This window comes from Ruegeria sp. BG10 (assembly GCF_056538575.1).
Window position 1 is genome coordinate 2,106,636 of the sequence record NZ_JBQFTI010000001.1, and the last position, 21,670, is coordinate 2,128,305.

The following is a 21,670-nucleotide window of genomic DNA, read 5'->3' on the forward strand; positions in this document are numbered from 1 at the left end:
TCTCCTCCCTCGGGGGCAAAGCGGAACGCCGCGCGTCGTAAGATGCGCGGCGTTTCTCGTCTGAGAGACGTAAAATTCAGTGAATGAACTGGCTGATCTGGGCCGCCATGAATTCCGACACCGGGTCAATCTGCATAATCCAAGCGCCCGCCTTTTCGACAGACGTACCCTGCGCCAGGCTGTCGACCCGATATTCATAGGCTGACGCCCCGAGGCTGGTCAGCAAGAACGTCTTGAACGCGAACAATCCGCACAGGCACATCAACAGCACCTTGGCCGGAACCGCAGATCTAACCCTTTGCGGCTTCATCACCACAAGGCCATCCTTGCGCATCGTCGCGCGATAACCGCGGCTCAGCTTGGCGTGTTTCTTATTCAGGCGATGAACGCGCTGATCGAACTCCAGTTGTTTTCCCGTCATGGCAGCCTCCAAAAAACCGCCCCCCGTATCCACGTCCTGACGGTAATTAGAGATTGCGACAAAAAAGAGGCGAAACTCCAGAAAACTCCTGCAAATGGCCTAATTTAAGCCCTGATTGCTTAAGACTAGCGTCGTCCATTCACCAATTTCGTCCTTTCGGACCAGATTGAACCCGTTTTGAGAATAAACCGAAACCACATCATCGGCCTGTTCATTCAGGATTCCCGACAGGATCGCATAACCGCCAACCCGCAGATTCGCGGCAATTTCAGGGGACAGCGCCACCAGTGGCCCCTTGAGAATATTCGCAAAAATCAGATCATAGGGCGTGCGCGCCTGCAGGTCGGGATGGTCAAAACCGGCGGCCTCGACACAGCGGACCTGACCGGACATTCCGTTTGCTTTCAGATTGGCCTCGGCGACATCTACCGCCACCTGGTCGATATCGCTGGCGATAATATCTCCGTCCCAGACCCGCGCGGCGGCCATGGCCAGAACGGCTGTGCCGCAACCGATGTCCGCCACCCTGTTGGCCGTAAATCCCTCGTTCAGAAGGTGGTCCAGCGCCTTGAGGCAGCCGAGAGTCGTACCATGGTGACCGGTCCCAAAGGCCATTGCGGCCTCGATCAGCAACGGGATGCGGCCGTCGGGCAGTTTGTCGGCATCGTGGCTGCCGTAGACAAAGAACCGACCGGCCTCGACAGGGGCCAGTTCGCGGCGCACATGGGCGACCCAGTCAGTTTCGGGCAGTTCTGACACGACAAAGGGTTTCGCCTCGAATGCGGCGGCCAGAACCGCCAGCGCGGTTTCATCCGGGGTTTCTGTGAAATACCCGCCCACTTCCCAAAGGCCCGAGCCGTCCTCGACCTCGAACACGCCGACACCGGTGGGTTCGGGATCCAGACGTTCCATCGCTTCGCCCAGACCATCGGCGGCCTTCTTGCCGGTCAGAGTTGTAAGCGCGGTGAATGTGGGCATGGGAGCCTCCTGTGTCGGTTGACACAGCGCCTAGGGCGCGGGCCCGCCAAGGTCAAGCGCTTGCGCCTACTCTGCCGGTGCGGGCGCGTATTTCGCCAGAATGGTTTCGTTGCCGGGTTCGGGATGGCGCGGGATCAGCAGGGACAGGAAAAGCGATATCATGGCCATAGCAGCGGCCAGCGCAAAGACGGCACCCGGAGAGACCACCCACAGCAAGCCCAACAGCGCAGGCAGGAACACGGCCGCGATGTGGTTGATGGTGAATGCAACGGCCGCCGTTGGCGCGATATCTGCGGGATCGGCAATTTTCTGGAAATAGGTTTTCAGCGCCAGCGCCAGCGCAAACAGCACATGGTCGATCACATACAGGATCGCTGCCAGAACCACGCCCCAGCCAAACCAGTAGATGCCGCCATAGGCTGCAAAGACAATTGCCAGCCCGGCATATTCGAAGATCAGCGTGCGCCGCTCGCCGAACCGGGCCACTGCCTTGCCCAGCATAGGGGCGGCCAGCATGTTGATCATCAGATTGATCAGATAGAGGCTGGTCAACTCGTGCACTTCGAACCCGAATTTCTCGACCATCATAAAGCCGGCAAAGACCACGAATATCTGTCGCCGCGCACCCGCCATGAATTGAAGCGCGTAATACAGCCAGTACCGCTTGCGCAGGATCAGTTTCTTGGTCTGCGGCGTGGGGGCGTCGAATTGCGGATAGGCAAGCAGACAGAACAGCGCGAGCAAGGCTGTCGCCCCGCCAGCGGCCATGAAAACGAAATTGTAAGACAGGTCGAACCGATCCCAGGTCAGCACGATCAGGCCATAGACCACCGCCGTGGCCGCTGACCCCATCGCCACCAGCCATCCAAGCACCTGCGGCGCCTTGTCCTTGGGCAACCATTGCAGTTGCAGGGACTGGTTCACCGTCTCGTAATAGTGAAAGCCGATCGAGCTGAAGAGGGTGACGAACAACAACCCGCCGAGGCTGGGAAACCAAGCCGTCACCGCTGTCGCAACGCCCAGCATCATCAGCGAAATCATGGCCAGAACCTGTTCGCGGACGAACAGGATCACGGCGATCACGCCAACGGCCAGAAAGCCGGGAATTTCGCGCACGGTATGCAGCAATCCGATATCCGCACCGTCGAAATTCGCCACTTCGATGACGAAATTGTTCAACAGCGCGCTCCATGCGTTGAACGCGATGGGCATGGTCAGCGCCATCACGAACAGAAGCGTCACAGGACGGCGCCAGAACGGCAGGCTCTGCGCCTCGGATAGCGGCATGGGTTTCAGCATGGGACTCCCTCTACGCCCATTTCAGCGGTTTGGCGAGAGGGAAGCGGACCGCGCACAGCCGGTCTGCGTGAATGCAGAGGTCAATAAAAGCTCTGCGGATCAATATCCACGGTCAGGCGGATATCGCCCTTCAGCCGCAGGGGCGCGATCCAGCGTGCGACGGCATCCTGTATCGGTGCGCCTTTTGGGGCCTTAACCAGCAGCCTTACCCGATGCCGTCCACGGATGCGCGCAATCGGCGCGGGGGCCGGGCCGAAGACCTGCGCCCCGACTTGGCGCAGAGGGGCGTCGTTGCGCGCCATCGCATTGCCGATATCGATAACCGGACCGACCTCCGGGCCGGACAAAACAATGCCCGCCATACGCCCGTAAGGCGGCACCCCGGCGGCCTGCCGCCCGGCCGCCTCGGCTTTCCAGAAACCTTCCTCATCGCCCGACAGAATGGCGCGGATCACCGGATGTTCGGGCTGGAATGTCTGCAACAGCGCCTGCCCCGGCTTGTCGGCACGGCCCGCGCGGCCCGCGACCTGCCGCATCAGTTGAAATGTCCGTTCCGCCGCGCGCAAATCCGCCCCGTGCAGGCTGAGGTCGGCGTCAATCACCCCGACAAGCGTCAGCTTGGGGAAATTGTGCCCTTTGGCCACCAGTTGCGTTCCGATCACGATATCGGCGTCGCCTTCGGCGATCTCTTCGATCTTGGCCTTGAGCGCCCGCGCCGAGCCGAACAAATCGGAACTGAGCATCGCGATATTGGCCTCGGGGAAGGTTGCCTCGGCCTCTTCGGCCAGCCGCTCAATCCCCGGCCCCACCGGCGCCAGTTTGCCTTCGACCCCGCAGGACGGACAGGTCTCGGGCATCGGTTTGGTCTCACCGCATTGGTGGCACATAAGACGCTTTAGGAACCGGTGTTCGACCATCCGCGCATCGCAGTGGTCGCAGGCGATCTGTTCCCCACAGGCCCGGCACAGCGTCACCGGCGCATAGCCGCGGCGGTTGATGAACAACAGCGACTGCTCGCCGCGCTCGATCCGTTGCCGCACCGCCTGCCGCAGCGACGGAGATATCCACGTCCCCGGCTGCATCTGCTCGGCCCGCATATCGATGGGCTTCATCTCGGGCAGCACCGCCGCGCCAAAGCGCGCGGTGAGGTCAAGTCGCTGGTATTTGCCCGCCTCGGCATTGGCCCAGCTTTCCAGCGACGGAGTCGCGCTGGCCAGAACCACCCGCGCCCCGCAAATGGCGGCGCGCAGCACCGCCATATCCCGGGCGCTGTAATGCACGCCGTCCTCTTGTTTATAGGATGTATCGTGTTCCTCATCGACCACGACCAGCCCCAAATTGCGAAACGGAAGGAACAGCGCCGAACGCGCACCGACCACCAGTTGCGCATCGCCCTGCCCCACCATACGCCAGACCCGGCGACGTTCGGTCATGGTCGCACCCGAGTGCCACTCGGCCGGACGCGCACCAAACCGCGCCTCGACCCGGGTCAGAAACTCGGCTGTCAGAGCAATCTCGGGCAGCAAAACCAATGCCTGCCGCCCCTGCCGCAGCGCTTCGGCCACGGCCTCCAGATACACCTCGGTCTTGCCCGAGCCCGTCACGCCTTTCAGCAGCGTCGTGCCATAGTCCCCCGTCCGCTGCCCGTCCTGCAAGCGCATCACTGCCGCGGCCTGATCCTCGGTCAGGTCCTTGCCGGGCAGATCGGGATCAAGATGCGGATAAGGCAGATCCCTTGGGCAGTCCTCTTCACGTACAGCGCCCTGCTTGACCAAACCCTTGACGACCGACGAGGTCACGCCCGCCTGCTCGGCCAGTTCCTTCAGCGTGAAAGCCAGACCGCCATAATCCCGCAGCACCTCAAGTACCCGGGTCCGCGCGTCGGTCATCCGGTCCGGCTCCCCCGATCCCAGCCGGTAAATCTTACGCATCGAAGGCGGGTCGCTCAACCCCGGCGCACGCGTCGCAAGCCGCAGCATCGCAGGCATCGGCGTCAGCGTGTAATCGGCCACCCGCCCCAGAAACAGGCGCATCTCTTCACGCATCGGCGCGACCTCAAGCACCCGGATCACGGACCGGGCCTTAGACAGGTCAAAACCACCCTGCCCCGGCCCCCAGACAACGCCCAGAACCTTACGCGGCCCCAACGGCACCTCGACAAAGGCGCCCAGAAAACACCCGCCCTCTGGCGCCTTGTAATCCAGCGTCCGGTCCAGCGGCTGCGTCGTCAGAACCGCCACCAGCTCGCCTTGATCAAAGTATTCCTGAGCGCTCAAAGCACGTGTTTCCTCAGCAGGGGTTTCAGCACGGGTCTCTTTGAGGTAAAGCCATCCGCGACCAAGGCCAACCCATCAAAGGACTGCCCTCATGAAATTCTTCGTAGACACAGCCGAGATCGACGCCATCGCCGAACTGAACGATCTGGGCATGGTTGACGGCGTAACCACAAACCCGTCGCTGATCCTGAAGTCGGGCCGCGACATTCTGGAAGTGACCAAGGAAATCTGCGATCTGGTCGACGGTCCGGTCTCGGCCGAAGTGGTCGCCACCGAGGCGGACGACATGATCGCCGAAGGCCGCAAGCTGGCAAAGATCGCCCCCAATATTGCCGTCAAAGTGCCGCTGACATGGGCGGGGCTGAAAGCCTGCAAGACGCTGACCGACGAAGGCCAGATGGTCAACGTGACCCTGTGCTTCTCGACCAATCAGGCGCTTCTGGCCGCCAAGGCGGGCGCGACTTTCATTTCGCCTTTCATCGGCCGTCTCGATGATATCAACCTCGACGGCATGGACCTGATCGCGGATATCCGTCAGGTCTATGACAATTTCGGGTTCGAGACCGAGATCCTGGCCGCGTCGATCCGTTCGGTGAACCACGTGACCGACAGCGCGCGCATCGGCGCTGACGTCATCACCGCGCCGCCCGCCGTGATCAAGAAACTGGCCGACCACCCGCTGACCGACAAGGGGCTGGATGCCTTCCTGTCCGACTGGGCCAAGACCGGTCAGAAAATCCTCTGACATCCCTTGCGACCGCGCGGCGCCGGAACGGCGCCGCGCCCGGCCCAACGGCAAAACCTGATCTATTGATCAGGGTGTTGCAGGCGGGAGCCTATCCGACACAATCCAGCTTTAAATCCACTTTTACGTGCATTTTTCCCAAGGCAAATCCGGCGAGCCATGTTATAAGCCGCTCAACAAAAAAAGACCGGACGGGACATGAGCAGCAACATCAAACTCAAGGATAATCTCCGCGCGGCGATTCTGGCCGAACCAGATGCCGTTCTGGACGACAAGGACCTGATGCAGGCGCTGGTCGCAGCCAATGAGCAGGCGCGTGGCAACAACGTGATCGACCTGCGCGGCATAGCGATGCAGCGGCTCGAAGCCCGGCTGGACCGGCTTGAGGACACCCATCGCTCGGTCATTGCAGCGGCCTATGAAAACCTGGCCGGTACCAATCAGGTGCACCGCGCCATCCTGAGGCTGCTGGAACCGGTCGAATTCGAGGATTTCCTGCGCACGCTTGGCAATGACGTGGCCGAGATCCTGCGCGTCGACCACATTACGCTGGTTCTGGAAACCACCGCGATGCAGGACGACCCGGCCATCGACAAGCTCGGCGGCGTTCTGACCGTCGTCGCCCCCGGCACGATTGATGCCTATCTCAGTCAGGACCGCGGCGGCCCGGCCCGCAACGTGGTCCTGCGCAAGATCGGTCACCCGACGCCCGGAATTTTCGGGGCGAATACCGGCCAGTTGCGGTCCGAGGCCTGCCTCAGGCTGAACCTGGGTGAAGGCCGTTTGCCCGGAATGATTGTCATGGGCGCCAGGGACCCCAACCACTTTACGCCACAACTGGGCACCGATTTGCTGACCTTCTTCGCAGGCGTGTTCGAGCGTTCGATGCGGCACTGGTTGTCGTGAGCCTGATTTCCCCAGCCTGCCGCGATGCTTTGCAGCATTGGCTGGATGGTCTGGGGGCGCTCGCCGGGCGGTCCGAGAATACGCAGAAAGCCTATCGCGGCGACGTCACCGAATTCCTGTCTTTCATGACCCTGCATCACGGGGACCGGCAGGGATTGGCGGCGCTGGCACGGATCACCGTGCCGGACATGCGCGCCTGGATGGCTGATCAGCGCGCATCGGGCGTGGGCGCACGATCGCTGGCCCGCAAGCTGTCTGCGGTCAAAAGCTTCTACCGCTGGCTGGCCGAGCGTGAGGGCTTTGAACCCACTGCCGTGCTGTCCACCCGCGCCCCGAAATTCACCCGAAAGCTGCCGCGCCCGCTGGCCGAGGACGCCGCCCGCGCCATGATCGAAACGGTTGAGGTTCAATCGACCAGGGACTGGGTGTCCGCCCGCGACGTGGCCGTTGTCACGCTGCTTTACGGCTGCGGGCTGCGGATATCCGAGGCCCTGTCTCTGACCGGCGCGGACGCACCGTTGCCCGACACGCTGCGCATTGTCGGCAAAGGCGACAAGGAAAGGATCGTCCCGGTCCTGCCCGCTGCCCGGGCCGCCGTCGCGCGCTATCTTCAGCTTTGCCCGCACCCGCAATCCGGTGACCAGGCCCTGTTTCGCGGCGTGCGCGGCGGTCCGCTGAACCCGCGGGCTGTACAGGGCGTGATGGCGCAGGCGCGCATGCAGCTTGGCCTGCCGGCAACAGCCACGCCGCACGCCATGCGCCACAGCTTTGCGACACATCTGTTGTCGGCCGGCGGCGACCTGCGCGCGATTCAGGAATTGCTGGGGCATGCCTCGTTATCGACCACGCAGGCATATACCGCCGTTGACACGGCACGGTTGATGGAGGTCTATAACCGGGCCCACCCGAAAGCCTGACGCCCAAATCCTTCCTGACGGAAAGCATTTCAAAGAAGACGGGCTTTTGGTTTGCATCTGGCGCAAGCATCGTCCAAGACACACGGATGACACTTAGATTCAAAGCGCTATTCGTCCATTTGTTTACTGCCACCGGTGCCGTTTTCGCGATGCTCGCCATGCTGGCCGCTGTCGAGGAAAAATGGAGCCTGATGTATCTGTGGCTGGTCGTCTCTTTCATCGTGGACGGCATCGACGGCCCTCTGGCCCGTCATTACCACGTCAAGAAAAATGCGCCCGAATTTGACGGCGTGCTTCTGGATCTGATCATCGACTATCTGACTTACGTGTTCATTCCGGCCTTTGCCCTGTTCAAATCCGGGTTGATGGACGGCTGGACCGGCTGGTTTGCCATCATCGTCATCACCTTCGCCAGCGCGATGTATTTTGCCGACACGCGGATGAAGACCAAGGACAATTCCTTTTCCGGCTTCCCCGGATGCTGGAACATGTTCGTGATCGTCATATTCGCGCTGGAGCCCAATTTCTGGGTCATCCTGCTGCTGGTGTCGCTGCTGTCGGTCGCGATGTTCCTGCCGCTGAAATTCGTGCATCCGGTGCGCACCGAACGCTGGCGGAGCCTGACGCTGCCGATGGCGTTTGCCTGGACCTTTTTTGCCGGCTGGGCCGCCTGGGTCGATTTTCACCCCGAAAGCTGGGCCCATTGGGGGTTGGTGATCACAAGCCTGTATCTGGTTTCGGCAGGGATTGCGCAGCAGGTAATCCCGCCGCGCAAAAGTCAGGCTCAGAGAACTTCCTGAACCTCGAACTCGGTGCCGTTATGAGTGAAAACGTCGCCTTCCTGAAGACCGACCATAGCCAGATAGATCGGGCTCTGGGTTGAGATGCCCATATAGGTTTTTCCGTCCACCTCGAACCGGGAGGTTGAAACACAGACAACAAAACGGCGATTGTTGAATTTGACCACGGCCCCGGGCTGTACGGTGTCGGTCAGGCTGAAATCGGTGTTTTCGATCACGTCGATCTTGGCGTGGTGGGCATGCACGGGCGCATCGAAGGCCGCCGCCAGATCCGCGTTTTCGCGCGAAGCAGCAATATCGTCCTTGTCATGCCCCTCCCGGTCATCAAGCTGAGAGTCCTTCAGAAACGCATCATAATGGGCTTGCGCGGTCGCCAGTTCTTGCGCTTCCAGAGACATCAATCGGTCGATAATTGCCCGCTTCCGGGCAGCCGGGTCAGTTTGGGCAGTCATTCAATGCGGTCCTTTACATTCAGCATCGGATATAAGTTGGGCCTCAACCAACGGGATTGCAACAGTTTTCGGATGATCAGATCAGCAAACCGGCGGCGCGTTCGTGGCGCAACAGGGCAACTTTGGTTTCGATCCCGCCCGCACCCGAAAAGCCACCCAACCCGCTGGCGGCCAGCACCCGGTGGCAGGGAATGATCACAGGAATAGGATTGGCACCACAGGCCTGACCCACCGGTTGCGCGGGCTGACCCAGCTCTTTGGCGATATCCCCATAGGTCCGGGTTTCGCCCAGCGGAATGGCAAACATAAGATTACAAACCTGCCGCTGAAATTCTGAACCCGCAATGTGATAGGGCAAATCGAACCGGTCCAGCCGTCCCTGATCATAAGCGGTCAGCTGTGCGGCGGCCTCTTGCAGCAGCGGCGTGTCCGGCCCGTCATCCTGACCGTTCCAGACAAGACGCGTTATGGCCCCGTCGGTTTCTTCGACACCAAGGCGACCAAACTGGGTTTCAACGGCGATCATCGGCATGGCCACAGCGTTTCAGATCGCCGGCGGTGGTGCAAGCGGTGAAAGTAAAAACCCCCGGCTGATTGGCCGGGGGTTAAATGTTTAGCTCAGCGCCTCGTCACAGCGCCCACAGACGCCGCCATGGGCGTGGCGGCCCACGTCAGGCAGGATTTTCCAGCAACGCTGACACTTGTTGCCATCCGCCTTTTCGAACAGCACCATGACACCTTCGATTTCCGGGACGCGGAACGCTTCGGCCGGGGCCGGGTCGCCGGTGACAGTCAGCCCCGAGGTGATGCACATGTCGTCCACGTCGAAGGTAGCCAGCAGGTCACGCGTATCGGCATCCTCGACATGCACGATCGGCGCGGCCTCAAGGCTGGAGCCGATCACCTTGTCCTGACGCTGTACCTCAAGCGCGGCGGTCACCGCGCGACGGACACGGCGAACCTTGGCCATGTTGGTTTCCAATTCCACGTCGCGCCAATTGGACGGCGTTTCCGGGAAATCCATCAGATGGACCGAGCTGTCGTCCGACGGGAAGCGTTCCAGCCAGACCTCCTCCATGGTGAAAACCAGAACCGGGGCCAGCCAGGTCGTCAGGCGATGGAACAGGATGTCCAGAACCGTGCGCGCAGAACGGCGGCGCAGGGTGTCACCATCGCAATACAGCGCATCCTTGCGAACGTCGAAATAGAAGGACGACAGATCGACGGTCGCAAAGGTGAAGACCGCGCTGAACACGCCCTGAAAGTCAAAAGACGCATAGCCCTTGCGAACCTGCTCATCCAGATCGGCCAGACGGCTGAGGACCCAGCGTTCCAGGCGCGGCATATCTTGCGGCTCAACCCGGTCAGCCTCGGTGAAGTCCGCCAGCGAGCCCAGCATGAACCGCATCGTGTTGCGCAGGCGGCGATAGCTGTCGGCGGTACCTTTCAGGATTTCCGGACCGATCCGCTGGTCGGCGGTATAGTCGGTCTGTGCCACCCATAGGCGCAGGATGTCCGCACCGTATTGCTTGATCACTTCTTCCGGCACGATGGTATTGCCGATGGATTTCGACATTTTCAGACCTTTTTCATCCAAGGTCATGCCATGCGTGATCACGTTACGGTATGGCGCACGGCCCTTTGTGCCGCAGGCCTGCAGCATGGACGAATGGAACCAACCTCGGTGCTGGTCGGTGCCCTCCATGTAGACATCAGCAATGCCGTCTTCGGTCCCGTCGTCACGATCACGCAAAACGAAGGCATGGGTCGAGCCGGAATCGAACCACACGTCCAGCACATCGAACACCTGTTCGTAGTCATCCGGGTTGGCGATACCGTCCAGCATCTTTTCTTTGAAGTCGTCGGTGTACCAGATGTCCGCGCCATTTTCCTCGAACGCGGCCTTGATGCGCGCGTTGAGTTCTTCGTTGCGCAGCAGATAGTCGGCGTCGGTGGGCAGAGCGTCCTTCCTGGTAAAACAGGTCAGCGGCACGCCCCAGGCGCGCTGGCGCGACAGCACCCAGTCCGGGCGCGTTTCGATCATCGAATACAGACGGTTGCGGCCGGTCCGCGGTGTCCATTTCACCAGTTCGTCGATGGACCGCAGTGCACGTTCGCGGATCGTGTCACCCATCTCGCCCATGCCGTCATCCAGCTTGCGGTCCACGGATGCAAACCATTGCGGTGTGTTGCGATAGATGATCGGAGCCTTGGAGCGCCACGAATGCGGATAGCTGTGCTTGATCTTGCCACGCGCCAGCAGCCCGCCAACCTCGACCAGCTTGTCGATGACCGCCTTGTTCGCGTCACCCTCCCCGCCCTTGCGGGACAGGATAAATTTGCCGCCGAAGAACGGCAGATCGGCGCGGAAGCTGCCGTCGTCCATCACGTTATAGGTGATGACCTGCTCCAGCATGCCCAGATCGCGGTAGAGTTCGAATTCCTCCATCCCGTGCGACGGCGCACAGTGGACGAACCCGGTACCTTCGGTATCGGTCACGAACTCGGCAGCGCGGAAGTCGCGAATGTCGTCCCACTCACCGTTGCCACCTTCGGCCCCGGCCAGCGGGTGGGCCAGTTGTACGCCTTCCAGTTCAGCCGTGGTCACGTCGCGCACGCGGGCCCACTGGTCGTCATTCAGACGGGCACGGCCCAGAACGTCAGCGGCCAGATTGTCGGCCAGCAGGAATTTGTCACCTACCGAAGCCCAGCATTCGTCGGGCGTGCCGGTGACTTCGTACAGGCCGTAGGAGATATCCTTGCCATATACGACCGCCTTGTTCGACGGTATCGTCCACGGGGTCGTCGTCCAGATAACCACAAAGGCGTCATCCAGGTCGCCCGCATTCACAACCTTGAACTTCACCCAGATGGTGAAGCTCTCCTTGTCGTGATATTCGACCTCGGCTTCGGCCAGCGCGGTTTTCTCGATCGGCGACCACATCACGGGCTTGGACCCCTGATAGAGCGTGCCGTTCATCAGGAACTTCATGAACTCATCCGCGATCACGGCTTCGGCGTGGTAGTCCATGGTGATATAGGGATCGACCCAGTTGCCAGTGACGCCCAGACGCTTGAACTCTTCGCGCTGGATGTCGATCCAGCCTTCGGCGAACTTGCGGCATTCCTGACGGAAATCGACAACGTTCACCTCGTCCTTGTTCTTGCCCTTCTTGCGGTACTGTTCTTCGATCTTCCATTCGATGGGCAGACCGTGGCAGTCCCAGCCCGGCACATAACGCGAGTCAAACCCCATCATCTGGTGGCTGCGCACGATCATGTCCTTGATGGTCTTGTTCAGCGCGTGACCGATATGCAGATGGCCGTTCGCATACGGAGGGCCATCGTGCAGGGTAAAGGGCGTGCGCCCCTCTTTCTCGCGCAGGCGGTCATAGACGCCGATTTTCTCCCAACGTTCCAGCCAGGCAGGCTCGCGCTTGGGCAAGCCAGCGCGCATCGGGAAGTCGGTTTTGGGCAGGTTCAGCGTGTCTTTGTAGTCAGGTGTCTGGGTCGTGTCGGCGCACATTGGGGGCGTCCCTTGGATGATCTGGTCGTCTTATGGATCGAAGCGGTCAGTGCGATATCTCAAGCACCTTTGCCCGGCGTCTCAGGAGGTCAGAGCGCCGGGGATATAATTCGAATAATGATGGCCGAACGGTCATGCATGGCGGGCTTATAGGACGCCCGCGCCTAATGGTCCAGTGGTTCTGACCCCTGTGGCGAACGGCGCAGTTTCGCCCAGCGGTTCAGCCAGGCCAGACCGGCCAGCGCCAGCCCCAGCGCCAGCAGAGAGAACACCCGGATCAGACCACCCAGACCCGAGATATCGATCAGAAACACCTTGGCAATCGCCAAACCGATCACCGCCAACCCGGCCTTGCGCATAAGATCCGACTGGCGCGCCAGCGACTGATAGAACAATGCAGCACCGATCCCCAGCAGGACCATGGTAAAGGTGTAAAGCTCGGGCTGCGTCACGCCGTTCTCTGCGTACATGCCTGCCGCCCCCTGCCAGACATGGCGGATCATCAGGCCCAGCCAAAACACGGCCAGAGCGCAGGCTGCCGCATAACTGACCCGTCTCAGCCAGGTTGGCGTCGCGCGTATGCGCCAGACCGAGAACGCGATTGCGACCGCAGGCAGCAGATAGGCCACCGCCAGCGTGTTGACCACAGGTGCACCCAGTACCGGTGGTGAAAGGGGGTTGAACAGCGGGTTCGCCTCAGACAGCGCCTGCGCCAGTCGCCAGAGCCCGTGGCCGGCAAAGAACGCGGCCAGCAGGTACCGCGCGTAGTTCAGCTTTCCGCCCAATTCGAACCGCTGAACCTGCGCGAAGGCCAGCAGCAACCAGATGATTGCCAACAGGCCCAGACCCCAATGGCTGTTGGTTGCGTTGCCGTCGCCGAAACTCTGCAGCCAGCGTTCCAGCAGCAATGACAGCAAAATGCCTCCGGTCGCCCAGGCTGCGCTTTCCAGCAACAACGTCGCAACCGGCCGGTAAAGCGGCCTGAGCAACAGCCATCCCGTCAGGAACCCAAGGGTTGCCGCGCCATAAACCAACGTTATCTCGGCCACCGGGGCCAGGCTGGCCCAGACCAGACCCGGATTAAGGACCAGCCGCGCGGTGACGGTGAATACGCCCATCCAGATGAACCAGCTCATCGGAGGCAAGGTGAATTTGCGATCCAGCGCTGCGGCTACAACGACCATCACGACCAAAGCGATGGTCAGCGCCGAGGAACTGAGTACGATGACGCAGGCAAAACTCAGACAGGACAGCGCCGACAGCGTAGCCAGCGCAGGGCGCATCCGGTTGTCGCCATCGACGCGCGCGAACCGCTCGGCACAGACGACCATCAATACGCCCAGAGCAATTGCGTGCAGCGCCCAGGGATACGCTCCGATCACCGTGGCAGGGCGCCAGCCAAGCTCCAGCCCGATGGCGAGGGCGGGTGCGAAGATCGCCGCGCCAGCGGCCCAAACCGCGGCATACCGGAACGCATGTATCGACCGCCACGCCGCCAGGACCGAAACCACGGCCCCAAGCGCCGTCAAGGCAGTGACGGTCCATGGGTAATCGGCCTCTGGTGTCTCAGCATAGGTTTCTGCGAACTGGCGCAGGACCGCACCGCCATCCAGTCCTTGGATCAGGACGAACCAGATGAGACCAAGCGCCGGGAAAACGGTTACGTCCTGCAATGCCACTGCATCCTTGGCCCACAAGATCAATGCGAGTGCCAGTCCCGACAGCAAAGTAATACCCAGCCAGAACTCACCTGCGGAATCCGGCCAGTGAAGGGACAGGATCGCCGAACTGACGGCCACGGAACCGAAGGCCAGCCGTGTCGGAAACTCAGGCCAAGGGTCACCTTTCTTTCGTCCAATGATTTCAGCGATCATTGGTCCCGCGTGATCGGGCCAGATCCTCCGGACCGGAATGGCGATGCCTATCACGGCCAGCGCGGTGACACAGGTCAGGTATCCCGGTTCGGTCAGTGGCGACGAAAGCACCAGCAGCAAGCACGCGGTATAGGCACCGAACAGTGTCAGGACGGATATCCACGCCCAGCGCTGCACCGTGTCGATCCCCAGACCAAGCACCGCGATGACAAAGAAATACGCATAAAGCCAGCTTGGGTTATCCGAAGCTCCGCCAACGGCAAAAGGCGCCGCAAAGGCTCCGATCAGGCCGACCGCGGCCAGCAGGGGACCGTGAAACCACCCCAGGACCAAAGCCAAAAGCGCCACCGCAACCATTGCGGCCAACGCGACCTCTGGCCCGATCAGATCGTAAAGCTGCCGGGCTGCCAGAATTCCACCGAACAGCGTGACCAGACCGGCCCCGGAAAATACCGACGGCAGGTACGCCGTGGCTGAGTTTTCGTCGTCGCCATATCTGCGCCGGATGATCTCGCCTGCGCAAATCAGCGCCGCGCCAAAGATCAGGGCCGCGGTCACGCGCGCGGACGGGGGTAATAGCCCGTTTTCAACGCCATACTGAACAAGGAATATCCCTGCCAGCGCCAACGACAGGGCCGAGACCGCATAAAACCAGTTTTCGCGCAGCCAGGTGGTCAGGGCGGCAAAGCGATCCTCGCGGAAGACAACCGCAGCGGGTGGGGATTGCGGCGATTCTGACACCGCTTGCGCGTCGTCGGGTGTCACATCCGATTGCGGTTCCTTGGCGGTTGACCATGGTGCGGGGGCGGTTTTTTTGGCGGGCAAAACGGTGGGTTTTGGCGGCCCGGACCGCGTTGGTGCCTTTTGCGCCGCCGGAATGTCGCCCCCAGCGGACCGGATCTGCTGCTCAAGCTGCTCGACCCTGCGCCGCAGACGGACATGGCCGACGAGCAGAACAATCACAGCCACCGGAATCGCCAGCACAATCAATCCGACAAGAACAAGCAGAGATTCCAATGTGGCCTCCGGGGCGGTTTTCTCGTCAGGCTACCCGAGGCTTGCAGGCGGTAACAGTCCGGAATCTTGGCAATTTCAGGGCTTTGCCGGGTTGTTGCTAGATCACATCAAACACCGGCCGGGCGATCATTAACCAGATAATGACGAAAACCGATGCAAAGGAGGGAAATCCACAGGCAAACCAAATACGAAACAATCGGTAATATGCTGCCGGCAAAACAGCTTCGCGATCCGCAGTCGTCCGCGCCAGATCCCGCAACCCGAATTGTATCCATACGACCGGCAGCCAGAAAATTCCGGCCAGGGCATAAAGCGCCAGTGACGCCAGTATCCACCCCTCGCCCAGCGACAATCTTAGTCGCTAGGGGTGAAACAGAGACCCAACAAGGTACGCGATCAGAGCCGCCGCGCCGCCGATAAGCAGCGTTTCAAGCCCGGATCGCCACCAGGGCGACAACGACCATCTGCTTTTCAGCGCGCCGATGGCAAAGAACACGCCCATGGTCATCCAGGCCGAGACGGCAAAGGCCCGGTCGACCGAGAACAGGAACGGTAACAACGGGACCAGACCCGCCACGAGAAAGGCAAAAAACGTCGCGGTCGCGGCCTTGAGCGGATGGGGATCGACGCTGCCCAGGCCATATTCGCCCTCGATCATCAGGTTGATCCAGTTGTCGTGGTTGGCGGTAATCGCATCGGTGGCCTCTTCCAGAACGCTGCCCGACAGGCCCTTTTGCGTCAGAATTTCTCGAACCTCGCGGCGTTCACCGTCGGGGTAAAGGGATATGTGACGCTCTTCGATGGCGCGAATGCGGCGGATGTTGTCCAGTTCGGCCTTGGTGCCCGAGTAATTTCCCGCCGCCATCGAAAATCCGTCAGCCAGCACATTCGCCAAACCCAGCGCGACAATGACAAACGGAGACAAACCAGCCCCCGCCACGCCGGCAACGATGGCAAAGGTCGTGACCGAGCCGTCGATGCCACCGTAAACCACATCCCGCAGAACGCCCCGACCCGGGGGCGCATTGATCCGAGCGGCGATTTCCTGCTGGCTGTGTCCGTGATCTGTCATGGCTGGCTCCGACCCCAATATGCCCATCACAGGACCGCAGCGCCTTGCCTCAGGTCAAGACTTCGAAAACAACCCGCCCAGCGCCCGTTTGATCATCCCGCGCGTCGACGGCTTGTGACGTTCGGAAAAAGGCAGTGGGCGGCACACTTCCATCGCGGCCACGCCTACCCGCGCGCTCAGCGCGCCGTTGACCAACCCCTCGCCAAAGCGGCGGGACAGTTTGCTAAGGACCGAGCCGCCCAGAACCGGCTCTAGCAAGTCGTCGCCCACCGCCACGGCACCGGTTGCCACCAGATGGACAAAGACCGCCCGCGTCAGCCGCCAGCCGCCAAGGAAGCCCGCGCGTCCGCCATAGATTTCGGCGATCTTCCGGATCATCCGCAGCGAAGCCGCCAGCGCCGTGGCCACATCCGCCAAGGCCAGCGGCACCAGCGCGGTCACGGTCGCCACCTGGCGCGCGGCCGCTTCGACTTCGCGGCTGGCCGCGGCATCAAGCGGGGCGAGCAGCTCATCCTCGGCCAGAGTCAAAAGACCCGAGGCGTCAAACTGCTCCCCCATCCGTTCGGCCAGCCGATCACGACCCCAACGGGTTTCCTCGCGTCCTTTGTAGAAGGAGATCAAACGGGTGGTGACCGCGCGCGCCTGCGCCAGATCAGCCTCGGCCAGCGCGGCATCCGCGGCGCGGCGCATCCCGTCCACGCGGGACAGGCGACCAATGGCGGCCAGTTCCCGCAGGGCAATGATCAGTGCGACCAGAACCAGCGCGCCAAGCAATCCGGTCACAATCCAGCCCAGTATCGGTGCCCGCAGCAGCAGCGAAGTGACAAAGTCCCACGCCGCCACAGAAACAACCGCGCCGATAACCGCCAGGGCCAGCCCCCAGAACCACCGCGCCAGAGCCGAAGGGCGCCGCGCGGCCAAACGGGCCGCGCCCTGCATCGCCTGCCCTTGCGGCTGCGCGATGTCAGGAACAGGCGGCGCCTGCGCCACGTCGGCGGCAAGTTCTTCGGCGTCGAGATCGATCAGTACCGGACCTTTAGCCATCGGCCACCCCTTTCCGGTTCCAGACATATTTTATGTCGGGAAGGTTTTCATCATTGTCCGCACCGTCGCTGCGGGCCACTTCAGCAAAACCGTTGCGTTCATAGAACCGGCACGCACCCGGGTTGGCCTGAAACGCAAACAGTGACAGCTGTTCCCGGCGGGTTTTGGCGGTGTCCAGCAGGCGCTGTCCGATCCCCTGACCGCAAGCCGCCGGCGTCAGGTACAAGGAATGGATTTCGGACCCGTTGAGCGCCAGAAAACCCACAACGCCGCCCTCGGTCTCAGCCACAGTGACCCAGCCCTGATCAATCATCCAGCCGCAGAAAGCGATGGTTTCGGCCCGTGAATGCAATTCGGGCATCCAGTCGATTTCGCGGGAAAACCCGTGCAGGATTTCTCCGGTCGTGCCGGCGTCGGTGCTGCGGGCGGGGCGAAGCGTCACTGTCACAGGCGGTCTCCGATCAGGAACTGAGTGGCGCGGTCCAGTCGAATATGCGGCGGGCCATCACCCGGGCGCAAGGTCAGATGGGCAGGGGCAAAAGCCATGAACCCGAAGTCCTTGCCCAGCCAACTTTCCGCCCCGTTGCGCGCAGGCCCCAACAGATGCGCGGGGTCTTCGGGCAGGTCACCGGGATAGAAGGCCGCCTGTTTGCCGTCCAGCAAAGTGCCGCGCACGCAGGGCAGTTCGACACCGTCATGAGTGCGGGTTTCTTCAGTCGTGGCCCGCAAGGCCGCCAGCGACAATGCCGCCGTTTCCGCCCCCGCAAAACTGGCGCGATCGCGGGCGTCGCGGGTCAGGGCCTCCATTATGTGGGTCAGGCGTGGATGTTGCGTGTGGTGCAGGTGATCGGCCTTGGTGGCGGCAAACAGGATACGCTCGACCCGCTTGCCCAACAGCAACTGGCTGAGCCAGGCGTTGCGCCCGGGGCGGAAGGCCGACAGGATATCAGCCATCGCGCGGCGCATATCCTCGACAGCCTGCGGTCCTTTGTGGATCGCGCCGAGCGCGTCAACCAGAACCACCTGCCGGTCGATCCGGGCAAAGTGATCGCGAAAGAACGGTTTTACAACCTGCGATTTATACGCCTCGTACCGCCGTGTCATCTCGCGGTGCAGGCTGCGCCGGGGCGCGGGGCCATCAACCGGCAAGGGCGCAAAGGTCAGAACCGGCGAACCTGCCAGATCGCCGGGCAGCAAGAAACGCCCCGGTGTGCAGTCGTAGAACCCGGCATCGCGGGCCGTGTTCAGGTACATGGCAAACGCTTTGGCAAGGTTTTGCGCGGTCGGCTCATCATGTGTGCTGTCTGGCGCGACGGTTTTGACCTGCGCAAGAAAATCTGACGCTTCGCCGCGCCCGCCGATACGCTCCAGCGTTTCGCGGGACCAGACCTCATAGGATTTGTCCAGCAAGGCCAGATCCAGCAGCCACTCGCCCGGATAGTCCACGATATCCAGATGGATGGTCCGCGGTCCCTGCAGACCAGACAGCAGACCCGCAGGACGAGCCTTGAAGGACAGGCGCAGTTCCGACACCGCGCGGGTGCTGTCCGGCCAATGGGGGTGTGGTCCGGTCAGCGCCGCCAGATGGTTTTCATAGTCGAAACGCGGCACCGTATCGTCGGGCTGCGGTTGCAGGTAGACGGCGTTGATCCGCCCTTCCTGCTGCGCGACAAGTCCCGGCATCCGCCCGCGATCCAACAGGTTCGCGACCAATGATGTGATAAACACCGTCTTGCCGGACCGCGCCAATCCGGTGACACCCAGCCGTATGACCGGCTCGAACAACGCCTCGGACACGCGATCACCGACGGATTCGACACCACGAACAAGACTGTCTGCCAGAGTTGAGATGACCAAACCGCCGCCCCGCTTTTTTCGTTTCGCTCAAGATAGGTAGAGGTCGCCGGACATACCAGCGCTTTCCAACCCTTGCCCACCTTCGCGCGGCGCGCTACCAGCAGCCCATGCCCAGATACGCGCTGAAAGTCGAATACCAAGGGGAGCCGTTTGCCGGTTGGCAGCGGCAAAAGGACCTGCCATCCGTTCAGGGGGCCATCGAACAGGCCCTGTCACGCATTCAACCCGGAGAGCACACAATCGCCGCCGCCGGTCGGACCGATGCCGGCGTTCATGCGCTGGGACAGGTTGCGCATTGCGACATGGATCGGGAATGGGACCCGTTTCGCCTGTCCGAAGCGCTGAATTACCACCTCAAGCCGCAACCGGTGGCCATCGTCAGGGCAGCACGCGTTGACGACGACTGGCACGCGCGGTTTTCGGCGCTGGAACGGCAATACCTGTTCCGCATCCTGATGCGCCGCGCACCGGCAACCCATGACGCGGGTCAGGTCTGGCGGATCAACCACCGGCTCGACCTCGACGCGATGCAGGCAGGCGCGGATGTGCTGGTCGGGCGGCATGACTTCACCACGTTCCGGTCGTCCATCTGTCAGGCCGCCAGTCCGGTGAAAACGCTGGACGAGTTGCGGGTTGAGCAGGTCGAGGGCTTTTCCGGCCCCGAAGTGCATTTCCATGTCCGCGCGCGGTCGTTCCTGCACAATCAGGTGCGCAGCTTCGTCGGAACACTGGAACGGGTCGGCGCAGGCGCCTGGACGCCCGATGATGTACGCATTGCGCTTGAGGCTGCTGACAGGTCGGCCTGCGGGCCGGTTTGCCCGCCGCAGGGGCTGTATCTGGCGCGCGTCGCCTATCCTGATCCGGTCTTCGGCTAGAGCGCGCGCAGCAGCAGACCACTGGCGATTACGGCGATCAGCAGACCCGCCACCAGTTCGATCGTCGGCGCAAGAACCGAGGCAAACCGCGTGGCCGAGGCTGAGGCCAGCAGCCCGCCGCGCAAACCGAACGATGTCCAGCCGACCAGGGTTGTGACGGTCGCCGTACCCAGCGCCATAGCAAACGCGCCGGCGATGCCGACCATCGCAATGCCCATTTGCCACGTCAGGATCAGTACAAACAGCGCTCCGGTGCAGGGCCGCGCAGCGATACCAGCGATCAGCAGCGCAGCCTCGCGCAAACTGCCGACCTGCGCCACCTCATCTGCGGTCGGGCCGTGGCGATGACCACACTCAGCGCAGGACTCGTGACCGTGATGATGATCATGATGGTGATGCGCGGCCTGACTGCGATGACGTTTCGCGAAGCTGCGAATGGACCGGAACACCAGCCACAAACCAATCGCGACGATGGCTCCATAGCTGACGGGGGCCATGACCTGCTCGGTCGTGCCCACAAGGCTTTCGCGGGACATCTGGAACACCAGAACACCGGCATAGACCAGCACAACGGCGGTGACCGCTTGCCCCAGACTGGACAGGACGCTGATGGCGGACAGGCGCAGAAACGCGACCTTTCGGCCCAGCCCGTAACCGCCGATCAGAACCTTGCCGTGGCCGGGGCCTATGGCATGGAAAAAGCCATAGGCAAAACAGACCGTCAGCAAGGTCGCGACAGCCTCGGGCTGTTGCGCGCGGGCGGCGCGCAGGGACCGGGCGATCTGGTTCTGAAACTCCCGCTGCTCGCCCGCGGCCCACGCGGCAAGGTGATCAAACCCGCCGCTGCCCCAGAACCACAGCAACAGACCAATGGCGATGGCGACCGGAACAATCAGGTATCTGGACATGAGACTCGGATCTCGGTCGCAAAGTTTTCACCAACCATCGGGATGTCGTTTTCCTCAAGGTCGTAATCGGCATCCAGCGTCAGCAGAAAGGCCTGCATCTGCGCCAGCTGGCCATCGATGTCGGGCTCGATCCGGTTGATCTGACACGTCGAAGGCCCCGAGACGGTGACCGGCCGCGTGACTTCGTAAGCGGTGTAATAGCTTTCGTCATAGGCTTTTGCGGTCAGCGCCGAGGCAGGAACCGCCCCGCCTTCGACCGCGCGCAGGTGGCTGGTTACGATCCGCCCGTCCTCGGTGGTCGCCACAGCCTCGGTCGGGCCTGACAGGGGCACAGGCGCGCCGTCCGAAAAAACAACCAGATCGCCGTTATAGCCTTCGACCCATTGTGCATCGAAACCGGCCAGAAACTGCTGTTCGCTTTCCGTCAGGATACCGTCAGCGTCCTGATCCAGTTTCATGTCCTCAAGAACCAGAAGCGAGTAAAACTCGTCATAGGCCCAGGTCACGCGCACATGGGTCAACCGGCCCGCGTCATCGACAACAAAGTCCAGCCCGGTGTCGATGAAGACATGCGGGTGCGCCACAGCCGGGATCGGCAGGCAACAGGTCAAAAGGGTCAAAAGCCAACGCATGGGCGAAAGATAGGATGCCGGCCCGCCCCCGGCAATGCGTTTCGAGGGGCGCGCGCAGATTCCGGCCACCA

The 21,670-nt window shown here is 61.9% G+C and carries 20 protein-coding genes; 5 read left to right on the forward strand and 15 right to left on the reverse strand.

The window, feature by feature from the left end; genetic code table 11:
* Window positions 1-76 precede the first annotated feature (76 nt).
* From ACR0D8_RS10465 to ACR0D8_RS10480, 4 genes are all read right to left on the reverse strand, one after another.
* Window positions 77-421: a hypothetical protein gene (locus ACR0D8_RS10465; protein ID WP_480646122.1), complete on the reverse strand. Its 345-nt coding sequence runs from the start codon at window positions 419-421 to the stop codon at window positions 77-79.
* Between the two features lie 99 nt (window positions 422-520).
* A complete protein-coding gene (locus tag ACR0D8_RS10470; RefSeq protein ID WP_480646124.1) occupies window positions 521-1,399 on the reverse strand; it encodes a 50S ribosomal protein L11 methyltransferase in 879 nt (292 codons plus the stop codon).
* Between the two features lie 66 nt (window positions 1,400-1,465).
* A complete protein-coding gene (locus ACR0D8_RS10475; protein WP_480646125.1) occupies window positions 1,466-2,698 on the reverse strand; it encodes an MFS transporter in 1,233 nt (410 codons plus the stop codon).
* A gap of 80 nt (window positions 2,699-2,778) precedes the next feature.
* On the reverse strand, window positions 2,779-4,974 hold the full coding sequence (locus ACR0D8_RS10480; RefSeq protein ID WP_480646127.1) for a primosomal protein N': 2,196 nt from the start codon (window positions 4,972-4,974) through the stop codon (window positions 2,779-2,781).
* 91 nt (window positions 4,975-5,065) lie between these two features.
* Between ACR0D8_RS10480 and fsa the strand changes: the two genes are divergently transcribed.
* From fsa to ACR0D8_RS10500, 4 genes are all read left to right on the forward strand, one after another.
* The gene (gene fsa, locus ACR0D8_RS10485) at window positions 5,066-5,719 is read left to right on the forward strand and encodes a fructose-6-phosphate aldolase (protein WP_475162604.1); all 654 of its coding nucleotides are present in this window, start codon (window positions 5,066-5,068) and stop codon (window positions 5,717-5,719) included.
* Between the two features lie 198 nt (window positions 5,720-5,917).
* Entirely contained in the window at window positions 5,918-6,625 is a 708-nt protein-coding gene (locus tag ACR0D8_RS10490) for a DUF484 family protein (protein WP_480646129.1), read from the forward strand.
* A complete protein-coding gene (locus ACR0D8_RS10495) occupies window positions 6,622-7,542 on the forward strand; it encodes a tyrosine recombinase XerC (RefSeq protein WP_480646131.1) in 921 nt (306 codons plus the stop codon). Before ACR0D8_RS10490 ends, ACR0D8_RS10495 begins: the two co-directional genes overlap by 4 nt.
* Window positions 7,543-7,628: 86 nt before the next feature.
* Window positions 7,629-8,342: a CDP-alcohol phosphatidyltransferase family protein gene (locus tag ACR0D8_RS10500; RefSeq protein ID WP_480646133.1), complete on the forward strand. Its 714-nt coding sequence runs from the start codon at window positions 7,629-7,631 to the stop codon at window positions 8,340-8,342.
* Here ACR0D8_RS10500 and ACR0D8_RS10505 read toward each other — a convergent pair.
* The 9 genes from ACR0D8_RS10505 to ACR0D8_RS10545 form a co-directional block, all read right to left on the reverse strand.
* Complete coding sequence (locus ACR0D8_RS10505; protein WP_480646135.1) at window positions 8,327-8,794, reverse strand: hypothetical protein; 468 nt, start codon at window positions 8,792-8,794, stop codon at window positions 8,327-8,329. The two genes, ACR0D8_RS10500 and ACR0D8_RS10505, sit on opposite strands and share 16 nt — an antisense overlap.
* A 76-nt stretch (window positions 8,795-8,870) precedes the next feature.
* Window positions 8,871-9,326, reverse strand: a complete 456-nt coding sequence (locus ACR0D8_RS10510; RefSeq protein ID WP_480646136.1) for a methylated-DNA--[protein]-cysteine S-methyltransferase — start codon at window positions 9,324-9,326, stop codon at window positions 8,871-8,873.
* Between the two features lie 81 nt (window positions 9,327-9,407).
* Window positions 9,408-12,320, reverse strand: coding sequence for an isoleucine--tRNA ligase (gene ileS, locus ACR0D8_RS10515; protein WP_480646138.1), 2,913 nt, complete (start codon window positions 12,318-12,320; stop codon window positions 9,408-9,410).
* A gap of 164 nt (window positions 12,321-12,484) precedes the next feature.
* Complete coding sequence (locus tag ACR0D8_RS10520; RefSeq protein ID WP_480646140.1) at window positions 12,485-15,211, reverse strand: DUF2339 domain-containing protein; 2,727 nt, start codon at window positions 15,209-15,211, stop codon at window positions 12,485-12,487.
* Between the two features lie 97 nt (window positions 15,212-15,308).
* Window positions 15,309-15,563: a DUF2269 family protein gene (locus tag ACR0D8_RS10525; protein WP_480646142.1), complete on the reverse strand. Its 255-nt coding sequence runs from the start codon at window positions 15,561-15,563 to the stop codon at window positions 15,309-15,311.
* Between the two features lie 9 nt (window positions 15,564-15,572).
* Window positions 15,573-16,283: a VIT1/CCC1 transporter family protein gene (locus ACR0D8_RS10530; protein WP_480646144.1), complete on the reverse strand. Its 711-nt coding sequence runs from the start codon at window positions 16,281-16,283 to the stop codon at window positions 15,573-15,575.
* 54 nt (window positions 16,284-16,337) lie between these two features.
* Entirely contained in the window at window positions 16,338-17,327 is a 990-nt protein-coding gene (locus tag ACR0D8_RS10535; protein ID WP_480646146.1) for a YcjF family protein, read from the reverse strand.
* Window positions 17,320-17,775, reverse strand: a complete 456-nt coding sequence (locus tag ACR0D8_RS10540; protein WP_480646148.1) for an N-acetyltransferase family protein — start codon at window positions 17,773-17,775, stop codon at window positions 17,320-17,322. The genes ACR0D8_RS10535 and ACR0D8_RS10540 overlap by 8 nt, the downstream gene beginning before the upstream one ends.
* The gene (locus ACR0D8_RS10545) at window positions 17,772-19,184 is read right to left on the reverse strand and encodes a YcjX family GTP-binding protein (RefSeq protein WP_480646150.1); all 1,413 of its coding nucleotides are present in this window, start codon (window positions 19,182-19,184) and stop codon (window positions 17,772-17,774) included. Before ACR0D8_RS10545 ends, ACR0D8_RS10540 begins: the two co-directional genes overlap by 4 nt.
* A gap of 107 nt (window positions 19,185-19,291) precedes the next feature.
* On the opposite strand from ACR0D8_RS10545, the gene truA reads away from it, so the two are divergent.
* Window positions 19,292-20,059 carry a tRNA pseudouridine(38-40) synthase TruA gene (truA, locus tag ACR0D8_RS10550; RefSeq protein ID WP_480646152.1) on the forward strand — a complete coding sequence of 256 codons (768 nt, stop codon included), beginning with the start codon at window positions 19,292-19,294 and terminating at the stop codon, window positions 20,057-20,059.
* On the opposite strand, the gene ACR0D8_RS10555 is transcribed toward truA, so the two are convergent.
* Both ACR0D8_RS10555 and ACR0D8_RS10560 read right to left on the reverse strand, forming a co-directional pair.
* Window positions 20,056-20,967: a nickel/cobalt transporter gene (locus ACR0D8_RS10555; protein ID WP_480646154.1), complete on the reverse strand. Its 912-nt coding sequence runs from the start codon at window positions 20,965-20,967 to the stop codon at window positions 20,056-20,058. The two genes, truA and ACR0D8_RS10555, sit on opposite strands and share 4 nt — an antisense overlap.
* Window positions 20,952-21,668, reverse strand: a complete 717-nt coding sequence (locus ACR0D8_RS10560; RefSeq protein WP_480646156.1) for a DUF1007 family protein — start codon at window positions 21,666-21,668, stop codon at window positions 20,952-20,954. The genes ACR0D8_RS10555 and ACR0D8_RS10560 overlap by 16 nt, the downstream gene beginning before the upstream one ends.
* Window positions 21,669-21,670: the final 2 nt, after the last annotated feature.

Excerpts from the sequence above, each read along its gene's own strand:
- ACR0D8_RS10510 (WP_480646136.1), bottom strand. The coding sequence starts at position 9,326 with ATGCCGATGATCGCCGTTGAAACCCAGTTTGGTCGCCTTGGTGTCGAA.
- ACR0D8_RS10535 (WP_480646146.1), bottom strand. The coding sequence starts at position 17,327 with ATGGCTAAAGGTCCGGTACTGATCGATCTCGACGCCGAAGAACTTGCC.
- ACR0D8_RS10555 (WP_480646154.1), bottom strand. The coding sequence starts at position 20,967 with ATGTCCAGATACCTGATTGTTCCGGTCGCCATCGCCATTGGTCTGTTG.
- ACR0D8_RS10475 (WP_480646125.1), bottom strand. The coding sequence starts at position 2,698 with ATGCTGAAACCCATGCCGCTATCCGAGGCGCAGAGCCTGCCGTTCTGG.
- ACR0D8_RS10500 (WP_480646133.1), top strand. The coding sequence starts at position 7,629 with ATGACACTTAGATTCAAAGCGCTATTCGTCCATTTGTTTACTGCCACC.
- ACR0D8_RS10470 (WP_480646124.1), bottom strand. The coding sequence starts at position 1,399 with ATGCCCACATTCACCGCGCTTACAACTCTGACCGGCAAGAAGGCCGCC.
- truA (WP_480646152.1), top strand. The coding sequence starts at position 19,292 with ATGCCCAGATACGCGCTGAAAGTCGAATACCAAGGGGAGCCGTTTGCC.
- fsa (WP_475162604.1), top strand. The coding sequence starts at position 5,066 with ATGAAATTCTTCGTAGACACAGCCGAGATCGACGCCATCGCCGAACTG.
- ACR0D8_RS10465 (WP_480646122.1), bottom strand. The coding sequence starts at position 421 with ATGACGGGAAAACAACTGGAGTTCGATCAGCGCGTTCATCGCCTGAAT.
- ACR0D8_RS10490 (WP_480646129.1), top strand. The coding sequence starts at position 5,918 with ATGAGCAGCAACATCAAACTCAAGGATAATCTCCGCGCGGCGATTCTG.
- ACR0D8_RS10505 (WP_480646135.1), bottom strand. The coding sequence starts at position 8,794 with ATGACTGCCCAAACTGACCCGGCTGCCCGGAAGCGGGCAATTATCGAC.
- ACR0D8_RS10530 (WP_480646144.1), bottom strand. The coding sequence starts at position 16,283 with ATGACAGATCACGGACACAGCCAGCAGGAAATCGCCGCTCGGATCAAT.
- ileS (WP_480646138.1), bottom strand. The coding sequence starts at position 12,320 with ATGTGCGCCGACACGACCCAGACACCTGACTACAAAGACACGCTGAAC.